Here is a 23,383-nt window from a genome sequence, read left to right on the forward strand (position 1 = left end):
GCGCCATCATCGTGGCATTGCGTTTGAATGGGGGAGATGCATATGCACCAGGACTACGCCATCCTGAAGCGCCAGGACAATATCGATGCGTATTTCAAAGATATAGAGAAGATATACGTCTCCAATGGCTGGGGCAGCAGCTATCCGGAAGGCCTGCTTCGGCAGATGTTCAGTGCCTCCTACTACCTGCTGGCGACGACCACCGGCAGTGCTGTCGGCTTCCTGCGCGGCTTCACCGACGGCGCCATGGTCACGCACCTCAGTGAAATCGTCGTGGACCCCGGGCTGCAGCGGCGGGGTATCGGCAGGCTCCTCATGCAGAAATTCCTGCAGGATGTCGGCCACACCACCATTTATGCAGAGGCCCTCAATCCCCAGGCTGCCCTGCTTTTGGAGCAGCACGGCTTTGGTGAGAGCCGGGGTCTGAAGGTGTATTCAAGAAAGAGTGAGCGGGGCTGAATTCGGCAATCCAAAGGGCCCCGCATTCTCGCTTCCTGCCGTAGAGCCATCAGCCCATTGCCGTCTCATGCAGGTAATGCCACAGCACCCCTTGGCCCGCACGTTTGAGGATCACGACTGATCGGCGCGAGGTCTCCACGCCGTCCAGGCGATGGGTTTCCAGATAGCGCATGGCCAGGCCGGCCGTGTCCCGCCATACGGGCTGCATGTCGCAGACGCATATCTCCAGCCCTGGCCGCTGGCCGGCCGCGCGCCGGAACATCTGTTCCACATCGTCCAGGCCTACGAGCCTGCCCGTGGTGGTCACCATGCTGAACTCCGGGCTGAACTGGGGCATCAGCGCCTGCAGCGCTTCCTGTGCGCCCGCTGGTTGGGTGAAGACGGTGTGGATCAGCTCGTGCACCTGGTGGATGCTGCGTTCGGCGATGCCGATGTCAATGTCACGGTCGATGGGCTTGTTGTCTTGCATGGTGGTCCTCGGGGGTGTGCAGCGATCGCAGTTGCAGCAGGGGTACAAGCCCTGCCAGCGATGCGATCAGAAACGTCATGTGATAGGCCCGGCCTGCGTCCAGGCGGGTGGCGAGCGTGTTGAAAACCATCAGGAAAAACGCAGCGCCCACGCTGAAGGCCATCTGCCGGTTGAGGTTCCAGATCACGCTGGCCTGCTGCGTCTGCCGGCCGTCGAAGTCCAGCAGGGCCGTCGTCTGCGCGGTATTGGCACCCAGGCCGCCGCCCAGGCCCATCAGCCCGTAGGCGGCCGCCAGCAGCCAGGTGTCGGCAGGGGCCGCCACGGCGGCCAGCGCCGCAATGCCCAGGCTGTGCAGCACCATGCTGGCGATGAACAGGGGCCGTGCGCCCGCGCGGTTGTACAGCCGGCCGCCCACCAGCATGGACACCAGGGCGCCGCCTGCGTAGACCATCATGAATCGGCCTGTGGCCTGCGCGCTCAGGTGCAGCATGTCCTGCAGGTAGAAGATGTTGAGCAGGTTCACGCCCGTGAACACGCCGGGAATGGCGTGGTAGACAGCCACCGACATGCGCAGGCGCGGGCTTTTGAGCAGTTGCAGTTCCACAATGGGGTGGGCCGTCTTGCGGGCATGGATGGCATACAGCACCGTGAAGGCCAGGCCCGCCGCCATGCCCAGCCAGGCCAGCGCCAGGCCCTGGCCCGAACCTTGTGAGCCATAGAGCGACATGCCCAGTAGCCAGGCGGCCAGCGCGGCGCTGACCAGCACCAGGCCCCTGAGGTCGGGCCGCTGCCGGGCCGTGGCCGGTGCATCGCGCACCCACAGCCAGGCCAGGCCTGCGGCGGCCAGGGCCAGCGCAATATTGGAATGGAACACCCAGCGCCAGGAGCCGTGGTCCACGATCAGCCCGCCCAGCCAGGGCGAGAGGGCCGGTGCGATCAGCGCCACGGCCATGACCAGCGTGGAGACACGCGCGCGCTCCGGTCCCTGGAACCGGTTGAAGGCCAGGGCCTGGCCCACTGGGATCACCAGCCCGCCCGCCATGCCCTGGATGAAGCGCCAGCCCACCAGCTGGCCGAAGCTGCCCGCCTCGCCGCAGGCCCAGGCGGCCAGGGCGAAGGCCAGCATGGAGCCCGCCATCAGCCCGCGCGCGCCCCAGCGGTCGGCCAGCCAGGGGGCGAGGGGAATGGCCAGCGTCAATCCCAGCATGTAGGCATTGGCCACCCAGGCCCCGGCCGAGATGCCCACATGGAACTCGGCCGCAATCGTGGGCAGCGCGACGGCGGGCATGAAGATGTTGATGCAGTCGACGAAGAAACCCATCAGGAAAACGGTGGCCAGGCGGTATCGGTATGTCATCTTGCGCTTTCAGGAGGGGCAAGACTAAAGAGCGCGGGCGGCCACGTCGATGGGGCTATGCTGGACTCTTTGTTTGACTGGATTGAACAATGACCCCCACAAGCACGGCCATGCACACGCTGCTCCACCGCGCGCAGACCTTTCTGGCCGTGGTGGATTTCGGCTCGTACACCAGGGCGGCGGACTTCCTGGGCATCAGCAAGGCCATGGCCAGCCTGCACGTCAAGGCGCTGGAAGAGGCGCTATCGGTGGCCCTGCTGGTGCGCAACACCCGCAGCATCGCCCTGACGGAAACCGGGCGGGAGTTCTACGACGAGTTCAAGGGCATCGTCCGCGACGTGGGCAGCGCCTTCGACAACGCCATGCACAGCGGCAACCGCATCGCGGGCCGGCTGCGCATCAGCACCACCAGCGAATACGGGGAGAAGTACATTCTTCCGCTGATCCCGGCCTTCCTGGAGCGCTACCCGGGCATCTCGGTGGCCTATGACGTCAACTCATCACTGAGCGACCTGGTGGCCGAAAAGCTGGACCTGGTCGTGCGCCTGGGCCACCTGGCGGACTCCAGCTTCAAAAGCCGCAGGCTGGCCGGCTACGACATCGTGCTGGTGGCCTCGGCCGCCTTCCTGCGCAGCCATCCCGTGCGCAGGCCCGAAGACCTGGCAGACCTGCCCTGGATTGCCAACAGCAACCTCGCCCATCCCACGGCCTGGACGCTGCGCACTGCCGGCGGCCAGGGCGTGGACGTGGTGGGCCGGGCGGCCCACCAATCCAACTCCTCCACCGCCATCCGCGCCCTGGCCCGGTCCTCGCTGGGTGTGGCGGTGCTGCCTGCGTGGTTTGTGGAGGATGACCTGGCCGGCGGCGTGCTGCAGCGCGTGCTGCCGGACCACGCCCTGCCGCCCCAGCCCATCAGCGTGGTCTTTCCCGACAGCAGCCACCTGCCGCGCAAGACCCGCGTGTTCATCGACTTCCTGTGCGAGCACCTGGGCCGGGATTGAGGGCTCGGCTGGCCGGCCGGCCCTGACCCGTTAAACTGCCCGCAAGCCGAAAGGCCCGGTGCGTAGAAACACCTTCCGTGAGGTTGCAGCCCCCACCTTAAAGCGGGGCTTTGTCATGCCTTATCTCGTCGGATTGGCGCATTTGCTTGCGCCTGTCCGCATGGTTTCGGGCGTGGTGGGGGCTATCCGCAAGGACGCCCGCACGGCTACGGACGTGTTTCTAACCACCACGCCCACCTGTTGTGCGTAGAAACTCAACCGGTGGTTTTCTGTGATCTCGTAGGAAAACAGACCATGACCCTCCCCATCCTTGCCAGCCCCAGCGCTGCGCTTGCCCCTTCCAGCCCTCTTCTCTATCAGGAGGGCTGACCCCATGACATCCCGCAAAAACACTGCCGGCGCGGCAGTGCAGGCGCAGCCGTTGCCGAAGCGATCGCAAGTCGCCAGGCCTTCCGACTGGCCCAGCGCGTGGCAGGCCATGCATGTCTGTCTGGTCGTCATCGAGGGGCGGCTGGTCACCCTGGCCGAGGTCTGTGGCAAAAAGCCCGACCGCAAGGCCCGCCAGTTCGACGTGGAATGCGCGGTGGAGCTGGCGCTGGCGCACATACGCCGCATGCGCGCCGACCCGCCGGACAGCCACCAGGCGTTCGAGCAGCAGTGGCACCTGGCGGCCTGCGCCATCGAACTGGCCGATGGCGCCTACCGCTTCCCCCGCTCGCGCTACGGCCGCCTGCTCAAGCGCACCCGCTGGCATTTCGACCTGCTCAGGGACCTGGTGGAACGTGTGGAGTGGCAGCACCGGCGCGGCTGAGCCGCAGGCGGCAGCTCAGGCCAGCGGCAGCCGCAGCACGAAGCAGGCGCCCGGCTGGCCGTCGGCGCGTCCTTCGCAGTGCACGCTGCCGCCGTGGCGCTGGGCGATGGAGCGCACCAGGGCCAGGCCCAGGCCCACGCCGCCCGAGCGCTCGCTGGCGCCGGGCAGGCGGAAGAACTTCTCGAAGATGCGCTCGCGGTGGGCCGGCGCCACGCCGGGGCCGTGGTCGCAGACGCGGATCTCGGCCATGGCGTCCTGGCGCGCCAGCTCCAGCGTGATGGCGCCCTGGCTGTAGCGGCGCGCGTTCTCCAGCAGGTTGCGCACGGCACGGCGCAGCAGCTTGGAGATGCCGGGCACTTCCAGCGCGTCGGTGGACTGCAGGTCCAGGTCGGCATCCACGCGCGCGCATTCCTCGGCGGCCAGGCCGATAAGGTCCACGGGCTCGATCGTGCCCACGTCACCCTCATAGGTCTCCAGCCGGCTGGCCAGCAGGATCTCGTCCACCAACTGGTCCAGCTCGCTGATGTTGCGCTGGATCTCGGCGCGCGCGCGGGCGCTGGCCGGGTCGTCGCCCATGAATTCCAGGCCCATGCGGATGCGCGTCAGCGGCGAGCGCAGCTCGTGCGAGGCATTGGCCAGCAGCGATTTGTGCGAGGTCACCAGGGTCTCGATGCGCGCGGCGGCGGCGTTGAACTGGTGGGCCAGGTCGGCCACCTCGTCGCTGCCGTGCTCGGGCACGCGCACCGACAGGTCGCCCTCGCCAAAGCGCTTGACGCCGCGCTGCAGGTTCTCCAGCCGCTTGAGCAGGCGGCGGATGATGGGGAACACGCCCACTGCCACGGCCACGCCCACCAGGCCCAGCAGCCAAAGGAAGCCGAAGGGCGGGCGCAGCCAGAAGGCGGCTGCACCGTCGTGCGGCGGGCGGTCGCCGCGCGGCGGGCGCGGCGCCATGTGCAGCATGTAGGTCTGGCCGTCCGTGCCTTCGATCTCGAAGCGCAGGCCCTCCTCGGGCGGGCCGGGCAGGCGCCGCGCACGGCCCTGGGCGATCACGTTGCCCTGGCCGTCGCGCATGGCCACGTCGCGCGAGGGCGGCGAACTGGCGCTTTGCACGTTCTGCGCGTTCTGCTCGGCCGCGATCTGCCAGGCCCAGGCCACCGTCAGCGTGAGCACGGCCACGCCGCCGACCACGGCCAGCCAGATGCGCAGGTACAGGCGCTGGGAGAAGAGGGACAGCAGCTTCATTCGCTTGGCTAGTCTTGTTGTTTGGCGAAGACGTAGCCCACGCCGCGCACGGTCAGGATGCGCTTGGGCGCCTTGGGGTCGGCCTCGATGGCCGCGCGGATGCGGCCCATGTGCACGTCGATGGAGCGGTCGAAGGCCTCCAGCTCGCGGCCTCGCACGGCCTCCATGATCTGGTCGCGCGTGAGCACGCGGCCCGCGCGCTCGGCCAGCGTGACCAGCAGGTCGAACTGGTAGGAGGTCAGCTCGCAGGGCTGGCCCGCCACGGTGACGCTGCGCGCGTCGCGGTCGATCTCCAGGCTGCCGAAGCGCAGCGCCGTGGCCGGCTGGCCTGCGGCCGAGCCCTCGCCGCCGCCGCGCCGGCGCAGGATGGCGCGGATGCGCGCCAGCAGCTCGCGCGGCTCGAAGGGCTTGGGCAGGTAGTCGTCGGCGCCGATCTCCAGGCCGATGATGCGGTCCATGGGGTCGCCCTTGGCCGTGAGCATCAGCACCGGCACCTGCGCTGCGGCGCCGGGCAGGGCGCGGATGCGCCGGCAGACCTCCAGGCCGTCCATGTCGGGCAGCATGAGGTCGAGGATGACGAGGTCGGGCAGGTCGGCGCCGGCCACGCCGTCGGCGGGCTGCAGCTGCTCCAGGCCGCTGCGGGCGTCGCCCATGTGCGTGACCTGCAGGCCGTTGTTGCCCAGGTAGTCACCCACCATCTGCGCGAGGCGGGTGTCGTCTTCGATCATCAGAAGATGGTGCGTACTCATGGAGGGCAGTGTATTCATGCTGGGGCCTGGCGTCGTGTTGCGACGATGCTCGCAGCGCCCCGTCAGCCGCGCTTGTCGCTTGCGTAAAGTTCGGTAAAACAGCGCAGCCTGCGGCCAGCCGCTCAACTGCCGCGTTGCGCGGGCCGCACCGCATGCACGCGCGAGGCCAGTGCGATCAGCACCAGCACGGGCAGGCCCAGCAGGGCCGTGGCCTGGAAGAAGCTCACGTAGCCATGCGCATCGACAAAGGCGCCCGAGAAGCCGGCCAGCCATTTGGGCGCCAGCAGCATCATGGAGCTGAACAGCGCGTACTGCGTGGCCGAGTACTGCACATTGGTCAGCCCCGACAGGTAGGCGATGAAGGCCGCCGAGGCGATGCCGCCGGCCAGGTTGTCCGCGCTCACCACCCAGACCAGCGCATTCACGTCATGGCCGCGCGTGGCCAGCCAGGCGAACAGCAGGTTGGTGGCGGCCGACAGCGCGGCGCCCAGCATCAGCACGCGCATCACGCCCCAGCGCATGGCCAGCGCCCCGCCCAGGAAGGCGCCCGCCAGCGTCATGATCACGCCGTACACCTTGGTCACGGCGGCCACTTCGTCCTTGGTGAAGCCCATGTCCACGTAGAAGGGGTTGGCCATGATGCCCATGACCACGTCGCTGATGCGGTAGATGGCGATCAGGCCCAGCACCAGCAGCGCCTGCCAGCGGTAGCGGCCCAGGAAGTCGGCAAAGGGCTCGACCAGCGCGCCACGCAGCCACTCGGCCGCGTTGCGGGCAGGTGCCAGCGGGCGTGGCACCGGTTCCGGCGAGAGCAGCACGGTCAGCATGCCCACGGCCATGGAGGCGGCCATGGCCAGGTAGGCCACCTGCCAGGCGCCGCTCTGGTAGCCCGCCATGCCCGCCACCTCGGCGCGGGCGGCCAGCCACAGCACGCCGGCGCCGGCCCAGATCATGGCCAGCCGATAGCCGGTCTGGTAGGTGGCGGCCAGCGCGGCCTGGCGCTCGGTATCGGCCGATTCGATGCGGTAGGCGTCCAGCGCAATGTCCTGCGTGGCCGAGCCGAAGGCCACGGCCAGCGCGCACCACACCAGCGGCGTGAGCGAGACGCGCGGATCATTGAACGCCATGCCGCACAGCCCGGCGACGATGAGCATCTGCGCGAACAGCAGCCAGCCGCGCCGCCGCCCCAGCCAGCGCGTGAGCAGCGGCAGCGGCATGCGGTCCACCAGCGGCGACCAGACCCACTTGAAGGCATAGGCCAGGCCCACCCAGCTCAGGTAGCCGATGGTGGTGCGGTCCACGCCGGCCTCGCGCAGCCAGAACGACAACGTGCCCAGCACCAGCAGCAGCGGAAGGCCTGCCGAAAAACCCAGGGCCAGCATGCGCAGGCTGGCCGGCTCGGCATAGACGCGCAGGGTCTGGGCCCAGCTGCGGCGGGGCGCTTCAGTGGGGGTGGAAGGGGCGGAGGAGGTGGTGGTGGACGGCTCGGTCATGTTGGGCTGCGGCAGGCTGCGGCCATTATCGGGCCCATGGTGGCGCGGACTGGCGCGCGCTACCATCGCGGGCACAGGATGCCGCCATGGCCTACACCCTCTCTTCCCTCCACAGCGATGCCGCCGCGCAAGACGGCGCGGCCGATGCCACCGATACCGCCTTCGCGCCGCACAGCTCGGTGCGCAGCTACAGCGGCGAGCACCAGGCCCATGCCCACGGCCATGCGCAGATCCTCTATGCGCTGCAGGGCCGCATGGAGCTGGAGGTGGGCGGGCGCAGCGCCTTTGTGGACGCCGTCAGCGGCATGCTCATCCCCGCCGGCGTGGACCACGGCTACCTGGCGGCGCCGCGCTCGCGCGTGTTCGTCATCGATGCGCCCAGCGGCCCGGGGCTGGACCGGATGCGGCGCTTTTCCGTGCCGCCCGCTCTGCGCGGCCGGGAGTCGGAAGGCCCGGCCACAGAGCAGCTGGCCCAGGTGCTGCAGGCGCCCGGCCTGCTGGCGCGCCGGGGGCTGGACCTGCAGCAACTGACCACGAGCGTACAGGCCGCATTGCACGAGGACTGGCCCACGGCCCGGCTGGCCGCCCTGTGCCATATGAGTGCCCAGCGCTTTCACGCACGCTTCGTGGAGCTGGCGGGCCAGCCGCCCCAGGCCTGGCTGCGCGGCCTGCGCCTGGATGCGGCCGAGCGCGGGCTGGCGCGGGGCCTGCCCCTGGAGGCCACGGCGCTGCGCTGCGGCTATGCCTCGGCCAGCGCGCTGGCCTATGCGCTGCGGCGCGACCGGGGCGTGACGGCGCGGCAGCTGCGCGGCTAGCCCGTTCACAGTCTTGCGGACTACGAGCGTTTCTCGACAAATGCCCGGCCGCGCCAGGCGCAACATGGCGCCATGGTTCGCAACTCTTCCGCTTCTTCCTCCGCCGTCGGCATCGCCTTCGTTTCGGTGGCTGCCGTGCTCTGGGGCACGACGGGCACGGCGCAAAGCCTGGGCGCAGGCGGGCTGTCGCCGTTCTGGGTGGGCGCCGCGCAGTTGGCGGTTTCCAGCCTGTTTCTGGGGGCGCTGCTGGCGGTTTCCCATTGGAGGCTGCGCGGGCGGGCCGGGCAGGGCGGGGCGCGCGTCCAGCCTCTGCTGCCCAACCCGGTGCACCTGGGACTGCGCCCGGCCTGGTTCCTGCTGGCATCCATGGGAATCGGCGGCTACAGCATCTTCTTCTACGAGGGCGTGACGCTCACGGGCGTGGCCGTGGGCACGGCCGTGGCCATTGGCAGCGGCCCCATCTGGGCCGGGCTGATGCAGGCGCTGGTGCTGCGCGCGCCCCTGTCTGCCCTGTGGTGGGCCGGCACGCTGGTGAGCGTGGCGGGAGGCGCGGCCATGGTGATGGCCCGGGGCGGCGCCACGCTGTCCTGGAGCGGCCTGGCCCTGTGCCTGCTGGCGGGGCTGTCGTACGCGGGCTATGCGCTGATCAACAAGCGCCTGGTCACCCACATGTCGCCGCGCGTGGTGAATTTCTATGTCTTCACCGGGGCGGCCTGCATGGCGGTGCCGATTGCGCTGGTGCAAAGCGGCCTGCCGCAGTGGAGCCTGGCGGCCGTGCTGGTGGTGGTCTACCTGGGCGTGGTGGTGTCGGGCTTGGCGCACATGCTGTTTTCCATCGGGCTGCGCAGCATCTCCGGCCCCACGGGCGTGACGCTGAGCCTGATCGAGCCCGTGGCGGCCTTCGTGCTGGCGGTGTGGGTCGTGGGCGAGCGGCAGCCGCTGCAATCGTGGCTGGGGCTGCTGGCCGTGCTGGCCGGGCTGATGCTGGTGATCGGCGCCGAGATGCGCTCGCAGCGGGCCGTGATGGCCGCGCAGATGGCGTGACTCTTTGTAGGCCGGCGCCGCTCTTCACGATGCGCTGTTCTCCGCATGTTGCAGGCATGCATGGCCGCTAGACTTGGCGACATGCAGCAGCCATCCCATCTCTCCTCCGAGCCCTGTGCCCCGTCCGCCTGGGGCTGTGCCTGCGCGCCCTGGCGCGCGCGTCGCGGTTTCTTGCTGGCCGGTAGCGCGGCGGCCATGGGCCTGGCCACGGCGCCGGTGGCGGCCCAGGTGCAGGTGGGCGGTGCCTCGGGCCTGCGCAAGCTGGTGCCGGCCGAGACGCTGGAAGGCGCCGCCACCGACCAGTACCAGCAACTGCTGGCCAAGGCCCGCGCCCAGGGCGCGCTGGCCGGCGACAGCAACCCGCAGCTGCTGCGGCTGCGCGCCATCGCCCGGCGGCTGATCCCCTACACCGCGCAATGGAATCCGCGCGCCAATGCCTGGCGCTGGGAGGTGAACCTGATCGGCAGCAAGGAGATCAATGCCTTTTGCATGCCGGGCGGCAAGATCGCCTTCTACACCGGCATCATCGACCAGCTGCAGCTGACCGACGACGAGATCGCCATGATCATGGGCCACGAAATGGCCCATGCGCTGCGCGAGCACTCGCGCGAGCAGCTGGCCAAGAACCAGGCCACCAGCATCGGCATCTCGCTGGGCGCCCAATTGCTGGGCCTGGGCGACCTGGGCAATGCGGCGGCCCGCCTGGGCGGCCAGTTGCTGTCGCTGAAATTCAGCCGGGGCGATGAGAGCGAGGCCGACCTCGTGGGCCTGGAGCTGGCCGCGCGCGCCGGCTACAACCCCCAGGCCTCGGTCTCGCTGTGGCGCAAGATGGGCCAGGCCACGGGCGACCGCGGCGGCCTGGAATTCCTGTCCACCCACCCCGCAGGCCCCGAGCGCATCCGCGAGCTGGAGCGCAACATCCCGCGCGTGGAAGGCCTCTACGAGGCCGCACGGCGCGGGTAGGCAGCCGCCTTCAGGCGGCGGCTTTTTGCTTGGGTTGATAGCCCATCACGGCTTTCACTTCAAGGTACTCCTTGAAGCCGTGCTCGCCCCATTCCCGGCCCGTGCCCGACTGCTTGTAGCCACCGAACGGCGCGCCGAAGTCCGGTCCTGCACCGTTGAGGTGGACCATGCCGGTGCGCAGGCGCGAGGCCACGCGGCGTGCGCGCTCCAGGCTGCCTGACTGCACATAGCCCGACAGGCCGTAGGGCGTGTCGTTGGCCTGGGCGATGGCCTCCTCCTCCGTGTCGTAGGGCAGGATGACCAGCACGGGGCCGAAGATCTCCTCGCGCGCAATGGTCATGTCGTTGCGCACGTCGGCAAACACCGTGGGCCGCACGAAGTAGCCGCGCGCAAGGCCCTCGGGGCGGCCCGTGCCGCCGGCCACCAGGGTGGCGCCTTCGGCGATGCCGGCCTCGATCAGGCCCTGGATCTTGCGGAACTGCGCCTCGCTGACCACGGGGCCCATGTGCATGGCGCCCGTGTCGGCCAGTGCATCGCCCACCTTCATGCCCTCGGCAGCGGCCTTGGCCGCGGCCACGGCGCGCGCATGCAGGGCGCGCGGCACGAACATGCGCGTGGGCGCGTTGCAGCTCTGGCCCGAATTGGTGAAGCAGGCGTTCACGCCCTGGGTCACGGCCTTTTCGATGTCGGCATCGTCCAGCACGATGTTGGCCGACTTGCCGCCCAGCTCCTGGGTCACGCGCTTGACGGTATCGGCCGAGGCCTTGGCTACGGCAATGCCCGCGCGCGTGGAGCCGGTGAAGGTCATCATGTCGATGCCGGGGTGCACGGACATGGCCTCGCCCACCGAGGGGCCGTCGCCGTTGACCAGGTTGAACACGCCGGCCGGCACGCCCGCTTCGTGCAGGATCTCGGCCACCAGGATGGCGTTCAGCGGCGCGATCTCCGAGGGCTTGAGCACCATGGTGCAGCCCGCCGCCAGGGCCGGTGCCACCTTGCACATGATCTGGTTGATGGGCCAGTTCCAGGGCGTGATCATGCCCACCACGCCCACGGGCTCATGCACGATGCCGGTGGTGCCGCGCACGCTCTCGAACTCGAAGTCCCTGAGCACCTGCAGGGTCTGCTTCAGGTGCCCCGCGCCCACGGTGGCCTGGGCCGCACGCGACAGCCACAGCGGTGCGCCCATCTCCAGCGAGATGGTCTGAGCCACCTCGTCGATGCGGCGCATGTAGACCGCCAGCACCTTGTCCAGCAGGGCCAGCCGCTCGTCGCGCGTGGTTTGCGAGAAGCCGTCGAACGCGCGGCGTGCGGCGGCCACGGCTGCATCGACATCGGCGGCCGAGCCCATGCTGATGCGGGCCGCCACCTCCTCGGTGGACGGATTGATCACATCCAGCGTGCGCGGCACGGCCGGGGGAACCCATTGGCCGTCGATATAGAACTGCAGGTGCTCTTGCGTGCTCATGAAGCTGTCTCCGTGTCTCGTTGTCATTGGGTGGAAGGGGTGTCGAAGGTGACGCGCTGGTTCACGCGGTAGTGGGGCCAGTAGTCGGCCACAGCATAGTGCTGCGTGCTGCGGTTGTCCCAGATGGCGATGCCGCCCGCGTCCCATTGATGATGCACCATGAACTCCGGCTTCTTCAGCCAGTCCAGCAGGAAGGCGAGCACGCCGCGCGCCTCGTGCCGGTCCACGCCCGTGATGTGGCGCGTGAAATCGGCATTGACGAAGATGCACTTGCGGCCTGAATCGGGGTTGGTGCGCACCACGGGATGCGTCACCGGCTTGAACTGGCGCAGCGCCTCGAACAGCGCCTCCTCGCCCTTGCGGCCCAGGTATTCCCGGAAGCCCGATTCCTCCCAGGTATGGACCGCCTGCAGGCCTTCCAGGTACTGCTGCATGCCGGGCGAGAGCCAGTCATAGGCCTTGCTGGTGCTGGTCCAGCAGGTGTTGCCGCCGGCCGGCGGCGTGGTCACGATCTGGATCACGGTGCCCAGCGGCGGCTGCTGCTTCCAGCTGATGTCGGTGTGCCAGTTGTCTATGGCGGGCGGGCGGTCCTTGTCGGAGATGATCATCTCCACGTCGGGCATGCCGCTCTTGCGCTCGAAGTACGAGCCCTTGGACAGCGGGCCGAACACCTGCGCCAGCGCCACATGCTGCTCGGCCGTGATGGCCTGGGGCCGGAAGAAGATGACCTCGAAGTCGTACAGGGCCTGTCGCAGTTCCGCCTGCACCTCGGGGGACAGGGGCCGGGTCAGGTCCACGCCCTCGATCCAGGCCGCGAAGTTGGGCATGCGCGGCACGGGGCGGATGTGGTGGTAGCGGGCGTCGATGTCGATCAGCTGCATGGGGGCGGCATTGGCCATGGGGTACTCCTTGAAGGAACGGATGGGAGGGGAGGAAGGGAGGAAGGGAGGAAGGGAGGAAGGGAGGAAGGGAGGAAGGGAGGAAGGGGGGAGTTGGGGAGAGAGGGCTGGCGGGCTCACTGCCAGTGCAGCAGCCGCCTCTCGGCCCAGGACATGAAGCGCACCATGCCCACGCCCAGCAGGGCCAGCACCAGCAGCAGCGCCATGACGCCATTGATGTCGAAGGTGGAGCCCAGGTAGGCCAGGGTCTGGCCCAGGCCCTTTTCGCTGGCGATGATCTCGGTGCCCACCACGCCCAGCAGGGCATAGATCAATCCCAGGCGCAGGCCCGAGAAGATCACCGGGACGGCGCCGGGCAGCGTGACCTCGAAGAAGGTGGTGGCGGCGCTGGCGCCCAGGGTGCGGCACAGCGTGACGTGGTCCTGGCTGACGCCCCGCATGCCTGCCACCGTGGCCGACAGCACGATGAAGAAGGTCAGCGAGCAGCCCACGGCGATCTTGCTGCCCAGCCCCAGCCCGAACCACAGGATGAACAGCGGCGCCAGCGCGATGCGCGGCATCACGTTCAGCGCGTTGAAGTAGGGCTCCGCAAAGCGCTCGATGGCCGGCCAGCGCACGAAGGCCAGCCCCGTGGCGAAGGCGGCCACGCTGCCCAGTACGAAGGAGCAGCCCACGGCGGCCAGCGTCCAGCCCAGGTCGGACCAGAACCGGGCCGTGCCCGCATGGTTCCAGAGATAGGCGGCCACGCCGCTGGGCTGGCCGAAGAAGGTGGGGTCCAGCCAGCGGCGCGCGGCGGCCCATTCGGCCAGTCCCAGCACGAGACAGATGAACAGCGCATGCAGCGCCAGCCATTGCAGACGGTCAGCCTTCATGGTGCACCCATCCCGATTCAAGCTGCGACCACAGGGCCGCATAGAGTTCATGGAAGCGCGGCGACTTCTGCAGGTCGCGGATGGAGCGCGGGCGCGGCAGGTCTATGGGCAGGTCGGCGATGATGCGGCCCGGGCGCGAGGACATCACCACCACGCGGTCGGAGACGGCCACGGCCTCGGCCAGGTCGTGGGTCACGAACAGCACGCTGTGGCGGTGCTGCTGGCACAGGCGCAGCAGCAGGTCCTGCAGCTGCAGCTTGGTCTGCGCGTCCAGGGCGCCGAAGGGCTCGTCCATCAGCAGCAGCTGCGCGTCCAGCGCAAAGGTGCGCGCCAGTGCCGTGCGCTGGCGCATGCCGTGGGACAAGGCCTTGGGCAGGGCCTGCGCATGGTCGGCCAGGCCCACCTCCTGCAGCATGCGCAGTGCGCGCTCCGTGCTGTCGGCCGTGCCGACGCCGCGCACGCGCGCGCCGAAGGCGGCGTTCTCCAGCGCCGTGCACCAGGGCAGCAGGCTGTCGCGCGCCAGCATGTAGCCCACGCGGGAACTGCCCAGGCGCGGTGCCTCGCCCAGCACGCGCAGCGTGCCGGCGCCGGTGTGGGCCACCAGGCCCGCGCAGAGGTTGAGCAGGCTGGTCTTGCCGCAGCCGCTGGGCCCGACCAGCGAGACGAATTCGCCCTCGGCCACCTGCAGCGCAATGTTGTCCAGCACCTGCGTGCGGCCGTCGAAGCTCAGGTGCAGGCCGTCGGCGGCAATGGCCTGCGGCGGCAGTTGCGATCCATTGGAAGTCATGGCGCCCCCCCTTCACTGCGCCAGCAGGGGCGCGGTGTCGATCAGCCGGCTGATCTGCCCCGTGCGCTGCAGGTAGCGCGCGGCATGCTGCAGGGCCTTGGGGTCCACCGCAAACTGCATGGAAGGAATGGCGTTGCGCAGCGCCACTTCCAGGATCCGGTCGCCGCCGGGCGTGTTGATCCTGAAGCTGTCCTGCGCGACTTTGAGCAATGCATCGAAATGGGCCGGTTCGCGGGCATAGTCGGCCGCCTCGTTCATGGCGCGGCGCAAGCCCTCCACGGCCGGGGCGTTCTTGCGCAGGAAGTCGGCGCGCACCACCTGCAGCACGCCGGCGCCGTTGGTGTCCAACACCTCGGCGGGACCCTGGCCCCTGCGCGGATCGACGACGATGCGGCAGGCCTGGCTGACCTCGCAAAAGCCGTCCATGGGCGAGAACAGCATCAGGCCATCGACCTGCTTTTGCGCAATCGCCGGAAAGGCGGTGTTGGGCGAGCCCACTGCGACGATGGTGACGTCGTCCGCCTTCATGCCGGCGCCCTGCAGCAGGCTCACGAGCTGGAACTCGGCCGCGCTGCCGCGCGCCGTCACGCCGATGCGCCGGCCCTTGAAGTCCTGCATCACGGCGGGATAGCCCTGGGCGGCATGCGGGGTGGGCAGGGCCGCCGAGGCCATGAGGAAGAACGTCGGCGCGCTGGCGCCGCTGCCGATCACCTTGAGGTCGGCGCCCTTGTTGACCGCCTGAAGCAGCACCTCGGGCGGCGTAAACGCCACTTCGAGGTCACCGGCCAGCAAGGTCTGCAGCGCCAGCGGCGCCTGCGGGATGGGGCGCAGTTCGCAGCGTATGCCGTGCTTCTCGCACAGTCCCCGCGCGTTGGCCACGCGCACCAGGAAATTGCCGATGCCGGGGTAGTCCTGGATGCGCAGCGTGGGCGTCTGTGCAAGGGCTGCCTGGGTCGAGAGCAGGGCGAACACGAAGGCGGATACCAGGGCGAGCGTGGTGCGGATCATGGGGCGGGCTCCATACGTGTGGGTATGGGGCCGATTACAAGGACGGTGCTATGCGCCAATTGCCGCGAAAGGGACAATGATCGGGTGAACACCAAGCTCGGTTCCCCCAACACCTCTTTGGCGCAGGCGCGCAGCGAGCGCTATCGCGTGGACCTGCTGGCCGAATTGCCGGCCGCATCGGCACGCGGGCTGCGGGCCATAGGGTCCAGGCGCCGCTACCGCGATGGACAGTTCGTGCAAAAGCGCGGCGATGCGGCCGACCATGCGCTGGTGCTGCTGTCAGGGCGCTTTCGTGTCGTGGCCTTCACCGTGGGCGGCACCGAGCGCATGACGCGCTGGCTGGAGGCCGGGGAGATCACCGGCATCAGCTCGGTGCTGGGCAATGCGCCCGTGCCCGTGGACCTGGTGGCCGATGGCGATGTCGAGGTGCTGGTCCTGCCGCGCCAGCCGCTGCTGGACTTCCTGGAGCGCGATGCGCCCGCATGCCTGGCTGTGGCGCGCCTGCTGAGCCTGCGCGTGAACGGGCTGCTGGACACCATCTTCATCAGTTCGGAGGACACGCTGCATGCCCGGGTCTGGGCCACCTTGCAGGTGCTGGCGGCAGAGAACGGCCAGCCCCTGCCCGGCGGCCGCACCCTGCTGCGCATATCGCAGGGAGATCTGTCGCATGTGGTGGGCGCCTCGCGCCAGCGCGTGAACGAGGAGCTGCGCAAGCTGCAGGCGGGCGGCAGCGTGCGTCTGGGCTATCGGTGGATCGAGGTGCTGGGCTGAGGCAGCTGCAGACTCAGGTCCCGCCCACGTAGGGGTTGCTCTTGCGCTCGCGGCCGAAGCTGCTTTCGGGGCCGTGGCCCGGGATGAACACGGTCTGGTCGCCCATGGGCCACAGGCGCTGGACGATGCTGTCGATCAGCTGCTGGTGGTTGCCCTGGGGAAAGTCGGTGCGGCCGATGCTGCCCGCGAACAGCACGTCGCCCACGAAGGCGCGGTCGATCTGCGGCGCATGGAACACCACGTGGCCGGGCGTATGGCCGGGGCAGTGGCGCACCTGCAGCGTTTCCTGGCCGATGCTCACCGTGTCGCCATCGTGCAGCCAGCGCGTGGGCGTGAAGGGGTCCGAATGCGGGAAGCCGAACATGGCGCCCTGCTGGGGCAGGGCATCGATCCAGAACTGGTCTCCGGGATGGGGGCCGATGATGGGCAGCTGCTGTGCATCGGCCAGCTCGCGCGTGCCGCCCGCGTGGTCTATGTGGGCGTGCGTGAGCCAGATGGCCTTGAGCGCCAGGCCCAGGCGATCTATCTCCCAGCCGATCTGCTCCAGGTCGCCGCCCGGGTCGATGACGGCGGCTTCCATGGTCTGGTCGCACCAGACCAGCGAGCAGTTCTGCTGGAAGGCGGTGACGGGGATGGTGTGGTACTGGAGCATGGGCGGCGTGGGTGCTTCTGGCGAAAGCGCCCATTATTCCCGCTCCTTCCCCTGATGGCAGCGCAGGGCCGCCTCCGCTTGCGCCGTCAGGTGGTCGGTTGGCCGCATTGCCCGCAGAACCGCGCACCGGCCGGATGGCTGGCGCTGCAGCTCCTGCAGGCCTGCGGCAGCACCGCGCCGCCGCACTGCGGGCAAAAGCGCGAGCTGGAGGCAATCGATGCATGGCAGCCGGGGCAGACCGCCGCCACGGCCGCAGGCGGGTATGCGCCGCCGGCGTGATGCCCGCCGATATGGACGCCGATATTGCCGCCGTGATGGCCGCCGCGCGCGTGTTGTCCGAACAGTCTTTGCAAGAGTCCCATGGTGCCTTCCTTCGCACTGCGCGGCTGCGCCGCTGCAGTCGCTCAAAGGTGCATTGGGACACGGCAGCGGTGCGCCGGGTCGTGGATGGCGATCATTTAATGTGGCTGTCATTTCGCGGCAATCCGACGTCTTGTGACGGACAGGCGACATCCTCGCGGGCAGACCCCGTGGCTGCCGCCACGCGGCCGTGATACAAGCTAGCCGTGCCGCCAAGCCAGCCTGCCGTCATGCAGGCGCGCAAGGATTTTTTCGAGGATGGGCCGGGCCGCCGCCTGCGCAATGCAGCGCAGGGCGGGTACCGGCATCACGCGAGGGAGAACCGGTATGTTGATTGGCGTGCCTGCCGAGACCATGGCAGGAGAAACCCGGGTGGCCGCGACCCCCGAGACCGTCAAGAAGCTGCGTGCGCAAGGCCATGTGCTGCGCGTGCAGTCGGGAGCGGGAGTGGCGGCCAGCGTGCCCGATGCCTTGTTCGAGGCAGCGGGCGCCGAGATCGTCGATGCGGCAGGCGCCCTGGGCGCCGATCTTGTGCTCAAGGTGCGCATTCCTTCGGAGGATGAGCTGCCCCTGGTCCGCAAGGGCGCAACGCTGGTCGGCATGCTGGACCCCTTCCAGCCCGCAGGCCTGCAGCGCCTGGCCGATGCGGGCATCACGGCCTATGCGCTGGAGGCGGCTCCGCGCACCACGCGCGCGCAGAGCATGGACGTGCTGTCCAGCCAGGCCAACATCGCCGGCTACAAGGCCGTGATGATTGCGGCCAACCAGTACCAGCGCTTCTTTCCCATGCTGATGACGGCGGCCGGCACGGTGAAGGCCGCGCGCGTCGTGGTGCTGGGCGTGGGCGTGGCCGGCCTGCAGGCGATTGCCACGGCCAAGCGCCTGGGCGCCGTGATCGAGGCCAGCGATGTGCGGCCCAGCGTGCGCGAGCAGGTCGAGTCGCTGGGCGCGAAGTTCATCGATGTGCCCTACGAGACGGCCGAGGAAAAGGAGGCCGCCGAAGGCGTGGGCGGCTATGCCCGCCCCATGCCGCAAAGCTGGCTGGACCGGCAAAAGGCCGAGGTCGCCAAGCGCGTGGCCCAGGCCGACGTGGTCATCACCACGGCGCTGATCCCGGGCCGGCCCGCGCCCGTGCTGGTCACGGCCGAGATGGTGCAGGCCATGAAGCCAGGCGCCGTCATCGTGGACCTGGCGGCCGAGCGCGGCGGCAACTGCCCGCTGACCCAGGCCGGCATGACCGTGGTCACGCATGGCGTGACCATCGTGGGCCTGACCAACCTGGCGGCGCTGGTGGCGGCCGATGCCTCGGCCCTGTATGCACGCAATGTGCTCGATTTTCTCAAGCTCATCATCAACAAGGATGGCGCCCTGCATGTGGACATGGAGGACGACATCGTGGCCGCGTGCCTGATGGCCCATGAAGGCCAACTCGCAGCACAGCGGAGGAAATGACATGGAAGCCGTATCCCCCACCATCATCCATCTCATCATCTTCGTGCTGGCCATCTACGTGGGCTACCACGTGGTGTGGACCGTCACCCCCGCGCTGCACACGCCGCTGATGGCGGTGACCAATGCCATCTCGGCCATCGTCATCGTCGGCGCCATGCTGGCGGCGGCGCTCACGGAAACGGGCCTGGGCAAGACCATGGGCGTGCTGGCCGTGGCGCTGGCCGCGGTCAACGTGTTCGGCGGCTTCCTGGTCACGCGGCGCATGCTGGAGATGTTCCGCAAGAAAGAGCGCAAGAGCGCTCCGGCCAAGGACGGCAAGGATGCCAAGGCGGAGGGCCAGTCATGAGCATGAACCTCGTCACGTTGCTCTACCTGGTGGCCAGCGTCTGCTTCATCCAGGCGCTCAAGGGGCTGTCGCATCCCACCACGTCCATACGGGGCAACCTGTTCGGCATGGCCGGCATGGTGATCGCCGTGCTGACCACGGCGGCGCTCATCGTGCAGCTGGCCGGTGGCAATGCATTGGGGCTGGGCTGGGTGCTGCTGGGCCTGCTGGTCGGCGGCACGGCCGGTGCCGTCATGGCCCAGCGCGTGGAGATGACCAAGATGCCCGAGCTGGTGGCCTTCATGCACAGCATGATCGGCCTGGCGGCGGTGTTCATCGCCGTGGCCGCCGTGGCCGAGCCCTGGGCCTTTGCCATCACGGCCAAGGGCGGCGCCATCCCGGGCGGCAACCGCGTGGAGCTGGCGCTGGGCGCCTTCATCGGCGCCGTGACCTTCACGGGCTCGGTGATCGCCTTCGGTAAGCTCAGCGGCAAGTACAAGTTCCGCCTGTTCCAGGGTGCGCCCGTGCAGTTCAAGGGCCAGCATGCACTCAACGCCGTGCTGGGGCTGGCGGCGGCCTTCTTCGTCTTCGGCTTCTGGCACAGCCAAAGCTGGATGGACATCGTGCTGGTCATCGCCCTGGGACTGCTGCTGGGCGTGCTGCTGATCATTCCCATCGGCGGCGCGGACATGCCCGTGGTCGTGTCCATGCTCAACAGCTACTCGGGCTGGGCGGCGGCGGGCATCGGCTTCTCGCTGAACAACAGCATGCTGATCATTGCGGGATCGCTGGTGGGCAGCTCGGGCGCCATCCTGAGCTACATCATGTGCAAGGCCATGAACCGCTCGTTCTTCAGCGTGATCCTGGGCGGCTTCGGCGGCGAGGCCACCAGCGCGGCCGCAGGCTCCCAGCAGCAGCGCAACGTGAAAAGCGGCAGCGCCGACGATGCGGCCTTCGTCCTGGGCAATGCCGAGACCGTGGTCATCGTGCCCGGCTACGGCCTGGCCGTGGCGCGTGCCCAGCACGCGGTCAAGGAGCTGGCCGACAAGCTCACCGAACGGGGCGTGACCGTGAAGTACGCCATCCACCCGGTGGCCGGCCGCATGCCCGGCCACATGAACGTACTGCTGGCCGAGGCCGAGGTCCCCTACGACCAGGTCTTCGAGATGGAGGACATCAACAGCGAGTTCGGCCAGGCCGACGTGGCCATCATCCTGGGCGCCAACGACGTGGTGAACCCCGCCGCGCACGTCAAGGGCAGCCCCATCTACGGCATGCCCATCCTGGAGGCCTACAAGGCCAAGACGGTGATCGTGAACAAGCGCTCCATGGCGGCCGGCTATGCGGGCCTGGACAACGAGCTGTTCTACATGGACAAGACCATGATGGTCTTCGGCGACGCCAAGAAGGTGGTGGAGGATATGGGCAAGGCGCTGGAGTGAGGCGTGCGCCCGGGCTGAAGTCCGAGGAGGGCAGGGCCCAAGCCCTGGCCTCCTTGAAAACGATCTTGGGTCAGCCCCCGGACCGGGTCAGCAATTCGTCCAGCGCATCGGCGATGGCTTGGCCTTCATGCTCCAGTGAGGCCACCACTTCACCCAATTGATCCAGGGCGACTGAAACCATGTCCAGGGCATGCAGGACGACCGGCACGCCTTCAATGACAAACACGGGATTCATCCTCGCACCCACGGTTGGAGTGCCGCGCGGCAGCAGAGCTCGTCTGCGAACGAACCCACCGAGATGTTGACCGCGTTCCAGTCGCTGGCGCAGGCGTCGGCAAGCCGTTGGCGCTCACGCTGTGCGCCCTCCTGCCTGGCAACGTATTCGGCCAGCAGGGATTCCATGGTGGCCGAGAGATTGTCGGTATAGGCCTTGGCCTGCGTCACCAGATCTGCATTGATCGTGAGATGGATTGGCCGCTTGGCGCTGGAGACAGCAATGGATTTCATCTCGGAACCCTCAGATAAAGATCATGCGCACAGTGTCTGTATGAGAGCGCGACGAGTCAAACCGCCGCGACCCAAGGCCCTGCTTGAACGTCTCACAGCTTCATGTCGTAGCCGATGGTCACGGGCGCATGGTCCGAGAACTTCACATCCTTGTAGATGTTCTCGGTGCGGGCCAGCGCGGCGGTAGCGGGGGTGGCCAGGTGGTAGTCCAGGCGCCATCCCACGTTGTTGGCGTAGGCCTGGCCGCGGTTGCTCCACCATGTGTAGCAGGTGTCGGTGGTGTCGGGCTGGAGCAGGCGATAAACGTCCACCAGGCCGCCCGTGGGATCAGTTTTGTGTAACAACTTTGTCATCCACTCGCGCTCTTCGGGCGTGAAACCGCTGTTTTTCTGGTTGCTGCGCCAGTTCTTGAGGTCGATCTGCTGGTGGGCGATGTTGATGTCGCCGCAGAGGATGAACTCGCGTTCGCCCTTCATGCGCATCAGGTGGGCGTGCATTTCGGCCAGGAAGCGGAACTTGGCCGTCTGGCGCAGTTCGCCGGAGCTGCCGCTGGGAAAGTAGGCGCTGATGATGGACAGCTTGCGCGATGGCGTGTCGAAGCGCGCCTCCACGTAGCGGCCCTCGGCGTCGAATTCGTGCGAGCCGAAGCCGACCACGACGTCGCTGGGCTCGTGGCGGCTGTAAACGCCCACGCCCGAGTAGCCCTTTTTCTCGGCGTAGTGGAAGTGGCCGCGCAGGCCGGCCAGCAGCTCGAAGCGTCCGGTCATGTCGGCGGCCTGGGCCTTGATTTCCTGCACGCAAATACAATCCGGCGCAGTGGCCTCGATCCAGGCTTCGACGCCCTTGGTCGAGGCCGAGCGGATGCCGTTGAGGTTGAGGCTGGTCAATTTGAACAAGGATGAATCCATGGTGGTGAGTAATCTGCAGGCCGATGACGCAGGCCGTCTGGCGCAGGAATTTGTGCAATTCGCCGTTGACGCAGGGGTGCTGCGTTTCGGCGAGTTCAAGACCAAGGCCGGGCGCATGAGCCCGTACTTCTTCAATGCCGGCCTGTTCGATGACGGCGGCAAGATGGGCCGTCTCGCCGAATTCTATGCAAAAGCCATCGCGGCCAGCGGCATCGAGTTCGACATGATCTTCGGCCCGGCCTACAAGGGCATCCCGCTGGCGGCCACCGTGGCGGTGGAGCTGGCCCGCATGGGCATCAACAAGCCCTTTGCGTACAACCGCAAGGAAGCCAAGGACCACGGCGAGGGCGGCACCCTGGTGGGCGCGCCCCTCAAGGGCCGCGTGCTGATCGTGGACGACGTGATGAGCGCCGGCACGGCCGCGCGCGAGTCCATCGCCATCATCCGCGCCGCCGGTGCCACGCCGCATGCCGTGGCCATCGCGCTGGACCGCCAGGAAATGGCCACGGAAAATGGCCAGGACGTGCCCCACAGCGCCGTGCAGTACGTGCGCAACCAGCTGGGCATGCAGGTCTGCACTATTGCAAAACTGGCAGACTTATTGCTTTATCTTGAGATTCAAGGTGGCAGCGCAGGCAGCGGCCACCATGAGCGCGTGCTGGCCTACCGCCAGCGTTATGGAGTCAACGACAAGGGGTAAGCGGTTGATGAAGCGGGCGATGCATGCACGATCCTTGCTGTGTGCCATGGGCTTGGCCACGCTGGGCTGCGCCGTGCTCGCCCAGGATGTGCCCCTGGGGCCGGGCATCTATTCATGCACCGACGCCCGTGGCCGCCGCCTGACGGCCGACCGCCCGATTGCCGAATGCGTGGACCGCGACCAGCGCGTGCTGGGCAACTCCGGCGTGGAGCTGCGCCGCGTGGGCCCCACGCTGACCGACAACGAACGCGCCGAACTGGACGCCCAGCGCCGCCGCGACCAGGCAGAGCAGCGCCGCATGCGCGAGGAGCGCTCGCGCGACAAGGCGTTGATCACGCGCTACCCCAACCAGGCCGCCCACGATGCCGAGCGTGCCGAGGCCATCTCCCAGGTCGATCAGGTCATCTCCGTGGCGCGCCAGCGCCAGCAGGAACTGCAGACGCGGCGCACGGCCCTGAATGCCGAGATGGAGTTCTACAGGAAAGACCCCGCCAAGGCGCCGGCATCGCTGCGCCGCCAGCTCGACGAGAACACGGCCTCGCAGGAGGAGCAGCAGCGCTTCGTCCAGCAGCAGGACCAGGAAAAGCGCCGCATCCAGGAGCGCTTCGATGCCGAGCTGCAGCAGCTGCGCCAGCTGTGGGCTGCGAGCGCACGCCGCTGAGGCAGGCCCAACGCCGCGCCCGCCGCCGCGTTCTTTCTCCTTCCTGCCCCTCCTTTCCTTCCTCCTTCTCGTTGCACGCTTGCTGAGTCGAATTCGTCCTGCATGCGGCGCCCGCATGCAGGGCTAGGCTTTGCGCATCGAGTCTGCGGGCTGACATCAAGGGAGGCA

General features: G+C 68.3%; 27 protein-coding genes. 12 read left to right on the forward strand and 15 right to left on the reverse strand.

Annotation, left to right across the window (positions count from 1 at the left end; translation table 11 throughout):
- The first annotated feature begins 42 nt into the window (after nucleotides 1-42).
- Nucleotides 43-459 (forward strand): GNAT family N-acetyltransferase, encoded by a 417-nt coding sequence (locus ACRSCF_RS01765; RefSeq protein WP_034365713.1) that lies wholly within the window; start codon nucleotides 43-45, stop codon nucleotides 457-459.
- A gap of 49 nt (nucleotides 460-508) precedes the next feature.
- Here the strand turns inward: ACRSCF_RS01765 and ACRSCF_RS01770 are convergent, their stop codons facing one another.
- Together ACRSCF_RS01770 and ACRSCF_RS01775 are read right to left on the reverse strand one after the other, a co-directional pair.
- On the reverse strand, nucleotides 509-928 hold the full coding sequence (locus tag ACRSCF_RS01770; protein ID WP_017407679.1) for a hypothetical protein: 420 nt from the start codon (nucleotides 926-928) through the stop codon (nucleotides 509-511).
- Entirely contained in the window at nucleotides 900-2,285 is a 1,386-nt protein-coding gene (locus ACRSCF_RS01775; protein WP_203400280.1) for an MFS transporter, read from the reverse strand. The genes ACRSCF_RS01770 and ACRSCF_RS01775 overlap by 29 nt, the downstream gene beginning before the upstream one ends.
- 89 nt (nucleotides 2,286-2,374) lie before the next feature.
- Here ACRSCF_RS01775 and ACRSCF_RS01780 point away from each other — a divergent pair, with 89 nt between their 5' ends.
- A complete protein-coding gene (locus ACRSCF_RS01780; protein ID WP_034365695.1) occupies nucleotides 2,375-3,286 on the forward strand; it encodes a LysR family transcriptional regulator in 912 nt (303 codons plus the stop codon).
- A 373-nt stretch (nucleotides 3,287-3,659) separates the two neighbouring features.
- The gene (locus ACRSCF_RS01785) at nucleotides 3,660-4,097 is read left to right on the forward strand and encodes a hypothetical protein (protein WP_034365692.1); all 438 of its coding nucleotides are present in this window, start codon (nucleotides 3,660-3,662) and stop codon (nucleotides 4,095-4,097) included.
- A 15-nt stretch (nucleotides 4,098-4,112) separates the two neighbouring features.
- Here the strand turns inward: ACRSCF_RS01785 and ACRSCF_RS01790 are convergent, their stop codons facing one another.
- From ACRSCF_RS01790 to ACRSCF_RS01800, 3 genes are all read right to left on the reverse strand, one after another.
- A complete protein-coding gene (locus ACRSCF_RS01790; RefSeq protein ID WP_016448576.1) occupies nucleotides 4,113-5,339 on the reverse strand; it encodes an ATP-binding protein in 1,227 nt (408 codons plus the stop codon).
- A gap of 8 nt (nucleotides 5,340-5,347) precedes the next feature.
- The gene (locus tag ACRSCF_RS01795) at nucleotides 5,348-6,106 is read right to left on the reverse strand and encodes a response regulator (protein ID WP_034365689.1); all 759 of its coding nucleotides are present in this window, start codon (nucleotides 6,104-6,106) and stop codon (nucleotides 5,348-5,350) included.
- 104 nt (nucleotides 6,107-6,210) lie between these two features.
- A complete protein-coding gene (locus ACRSCF_RS01800) occupies nucleotides 6,211-7,581 on the reverse strand; it encodes an AmpG family muropeptide MFS transporter (protein ID WP_407065216.1) in 1,371 nt (456 codons plus the stop codon).
- Between the two features lie 86 nt (nucleotides 7,582-7,667).
- Here ACRSCF_RS01800 and ACRSCF_RS01805 point away from each other — a divergent pair, with 86 nt between their 5' ends.
- The 3 genes from ACRSCF_RS01805 (at nucleotide 7,668) to ACRSCF_RS01815 (ending at nucleotide 10,403) form a co-directional block, all read left to right on the forward strand.
- Nucleotides 7,668-8,396 carry a helix-turn-helix domain-containing protein gene (locus ACRSCF_RS01805; RefSeq protein ID WP_047326943.1) on the forward strand — a complete coding sequence of 243 codons (729 nt, stop codon included), beginning with the start codon at nucleotides 7,668-7,670 and terminating at the stop codon, nucleotides 8,394-8,396.
- 72 nt (nucleotides 8,397-8,468) lie between these two features.
- Nucleotides 8,469-9,440, forward strand: coding sequence for a DMT family transporter (locus ACRSCF_RS01810; RefSeq protein WP_016448573.1), 972 nt, complete (start codon nucleotides 8,469-8,471; stop codon nucleotides 9,438-9,440).
- Between the two features lie 60 nt (nucleotides 9,441-9,500).
- On the forward strand, nucleotides 9,501-10,403 hold the full coding sequence (locus ACRSCF_RS01815; protein ID WP_244387737.1) for a M48 family metallopeptidase: 903 nt from the start codon (nucleotides 9,501-9,503) through the stop codon (nucleotides 10,401-10,403).
- Between the two features lie 10 nt (nucleotides 10,404-10,413).
- Here the strand turns inward: ACRSCF_RS01815 and ACRSCF_RS01820 are convergent, their stop codons facing one another.
- From ACRSCF_RS01820 to ACRSCF_RS01840, 5 genes are all read right to left on the reverse strand, one after another.
- On the reverse strand, nucleotides 10,414-11,871 hold the full coding sequence (locus tag ACRSCF_RS01820) for an aldehyde dehydrogenase family protein (protein ID WP_016448571.1): 1,458 nt from the start codon (nucleotides 11,869-11,871) through the stop codon (nucleotides 10,414-10,416).
- 23 nt (nucleotides 11,872-11,894) lie between these two features.
- Nucleotides 11,895-12,770: a TauD/TfdA dioxygenase family protein gene (locus ACRSCF_RS01825; RefSeq protein ID WP_016448570.1), complete on the reverse strand. Its 876-nt coding sequence runs from the start codon at nucleotides 12,768-12,770 to the stop codon at nucleotides 11,895-11,897.
- Between the two features lie 116 nt (nucleotides 12,771-12,886).
- A complete protein-coding gene (locus tag ACRSCF_RS01830; protein ID WP_034365684.1) occupies nucleotides 12,887-13,642 on the reverse strand; it encodes an ABC transporter permease in 756 nt (251 codons plus the stop codon).
- On the reverse strand, nucleotides 13,632-14,429 hold the full coding sequence (locus ACRSCF_RS01835; protein ID WP_016448569.1) for an ABC transporter ATP-binding protein: 798 nt from the start codon (nucleotides 14,427-14,429) through the stop codon (nucleotides 13,632-13,634). The genes ACRSCF_RS01830 and ACRSCF_RS01835 overlap by 11 nt, the downstream gene beginning before the upstream one ends.
- A gap of 12 nt (nucleotides 14,430-14,441) precedes the next feature.
- Nucleotides 14,442-15,437, reverse strand: coding sequence for an ABC transporter substrate-binding protein (locus ACRSCF_RS01840; RefSeq protein ID WP_034365681.1), 996 nt, complete (start codon nucleotides 15,435-15,437; stop codon nucleotides 14,442-14,444).
- 84 nt (nucleotides 15,438-15,521) lie between these two features.
- Here ACRSCF_RS01840 and ACRSCF_RS01845 point away from each other — a divergent pair, with 84 nt between their 5' ends.
- Nucleotides 15,522-16,208, forward strand: coding sequence for a Crp/Fnr family transcriptional regulator (locus tag ACRSCF_RS01845; protein ID WP_013800207.1), 687 nt, complete (start codon nucleotides 15,522-15,524; stop codon nucleotides 16,206-16,208).
- A gap of 13 nt (nucleotides 16,209-16,221) precedes the next feature.
- Here ACRSCF_RS01845 and ACRSCF_RS01850 read toward each other — a convergent pair whose 3' ends face one another.
- Together ACRSCF_RS01850 and ACRSCF_RS01855 are read right to left on the reverse strand one after the other, a co-directional pair.
- Nucleotides 16,222-16,860, reverse strand: coding sequence for an MBL fold metallo-hydrolase (locus ACRSCF_RS01850; RefSeq protein ID WP_034365678.1), 639 nt, complete (start codon nucleotides 16,858-16,860; stop codon nucleotides 16,222-16,224).
- A gap of 86 nt (nucleotides 16,861-16,946) precedes the next feature.
- Nucleotides 16,947-17,222, reverse strand: a complete 276-nt coding sequence (locus ACRSCF_RS01855) for a zinc ribbon domain-containing protein (protein ID WP_074922588.1) — start codon at nucleotides 17,220-17,222, stop codon at nucleotides 16,947-16,949.
- 325 nt (nucleotides 17,223-17,547) lie between these two features.
- Here ACRSCF_RS01855 and ACRSCF_RS01860 point away from each other — a divergent pair, with 325 nt between their 5' ends.
- From ACRSCF_RS01860 to ACRSCF_RS01870, 3 genes are read left to right on the forward strand one after another with little or no spacing between them, the layout of a single operon-like run.
- Nucleotides 17,548-18,672 (forward strand): Re/Si-specific NAD(P)(+) transhydrogenase subunit alpha, encoded by a 1,125-nt coding sequence (locus ACRSCF_RS01860; protein WP_016453602.1) that lies wholly within the window; start codon nucleotides 17,548-17,550, stop codon nucleotides 18,670-18,672.
- A 1-nt stretch (nucleotide 18,673) separates the two neighbouring features.
- Nucleotides 18,674-19,018: an NAD(P) transhydrogenase subunit alpha gene (locus tag ACRSCF_RS01865; RefSeq protein WP_012202276.1), complete on the forward strand. Its 345-nt coding sequence runs from the start codon at nucleotides 18,674-18,676 to the stop codon at nucleotides 19,016-19,018.
- Nucleotides 19,015-20,439 carry an NAD(P)(+) transhydrogenase (Re/Si-specific) subunit beta gene (locus tag ACRSCF_RS01870; RefSeq protein ID WP_012202277.1) on the forward strand — a complete coding sequence of 475 codons (1,425 nt, stop codon included), beginning with the start codon at nucleotides 19,015-19,017 and terminating at the stop codon, nucleotides 20,437-20,439. The genes ACRSCF_RS01865 and ACRSCF_RS01870 overlap by 4 nt, the downstream gene beginning before the upstream one ends.
- Before the next feature lie 70 nt (nucleotides 20,440-20,509).
- Here the strand turns inward: ACRSCF_RS01870 and ACRSCF_RS01875 are convergent, their stop codons facing one another.
- The 3 genes from ACRSCF_RS01875 to ACRSCF_RS01885 all read right to left on the reverse strand — a co-directional run bounded on the left by ACRSCF_RS01875 (nucleotide 20,510) and on the right by ACRSCF_RS01885 (nucleotide 21,842).
- The gene (locus tag ACRSCF_RS01875) at nucleotides 20,510-20,674 is read right to left on the reverse strand and encodes a CcdB family protein (protein ID WP_016448564.1); all 165 of its coding nucleotides are present in this window, start codon (nucleotides 20,672-20,674) and stop codon (nucleotides 20,510-20,512) included.
- The gene (locus ACRSCF_RS01880; RefSeq protein WP_016453599.1) at nucleotides 20,671-20,946 is read right to left on the reverse strand and encodes a type II toxin-antitoxin system CcdA family antitoxin; all 276 of its coding nucleotides are present in this window, start codon (nucleotides 20,944-20,946) and stop codon (nucleotides 20,671-20,673) included. Before ACRSCF_RS01880 ends, ACRSCF_RS01875 begins: the two co-directional genes overlap by 4 nt.
- A 92-nt stretch (nucleotides 20,947-21,038) precedes the next feature.
- On the reverse strand, nucleotides 21,039-21,842 hold the full coding sequence (locus ACRSCF_RS01885; RefSeq protein WP_034365711.1) for an exodeoxyribonuclease III: 804 nt from the start codon (nucleotides 21,840-21,842) through the stop codon (nucleotides 21,039-21,041).
- A 10-nt stretch (nucleotides 21,843-21,852) separates the two neighbouring features.
- On the opposite strand from ACRSCF_RS01885, the gene pyrE reads away from it, so the two are divergent.
- Together pyrE and ACRSCF_RS01895 are read left to right on the forward strand one after the other, a co-directional pair.
- Entirely contained in the window at nucleotides 21,853-22,554 is a 702-nt protein-coding gene (pyrE, locus tag ACRSCF_RS01890) for an orotate phosphoribosyltransferase (RefSeq protein ID WP_016453598.1), read from the forward strand.
- Nucleotides 22,555-22,600: 46 nt separating this feature from the next.
- On the forward strand, nucleotides 22,601-23,215 hold the full coding sequence (locus tag ACRSCF_RS01895) for a hypothetical protein (protein ID WP_016453597.1): 615 nt from the start codon (nucleotides 22,601-22,603) through the stop codon (nucleotides 23,213-23,215).
- Nucleotides 23,216-23,383 lie beyond the last annotated feature (168 nt).

Origin of the sequence: Delftia sp. 11MD, from assembly GCF_050907895.1 — a bacterium.
GTDB classification, from domain to species: Bacteria; Pseudomonadota; Gammaproteobacteria; order Burkholderiales; family Burkholderiaceae_C; genus Comamonas; species Comamonas tsuruhatensis.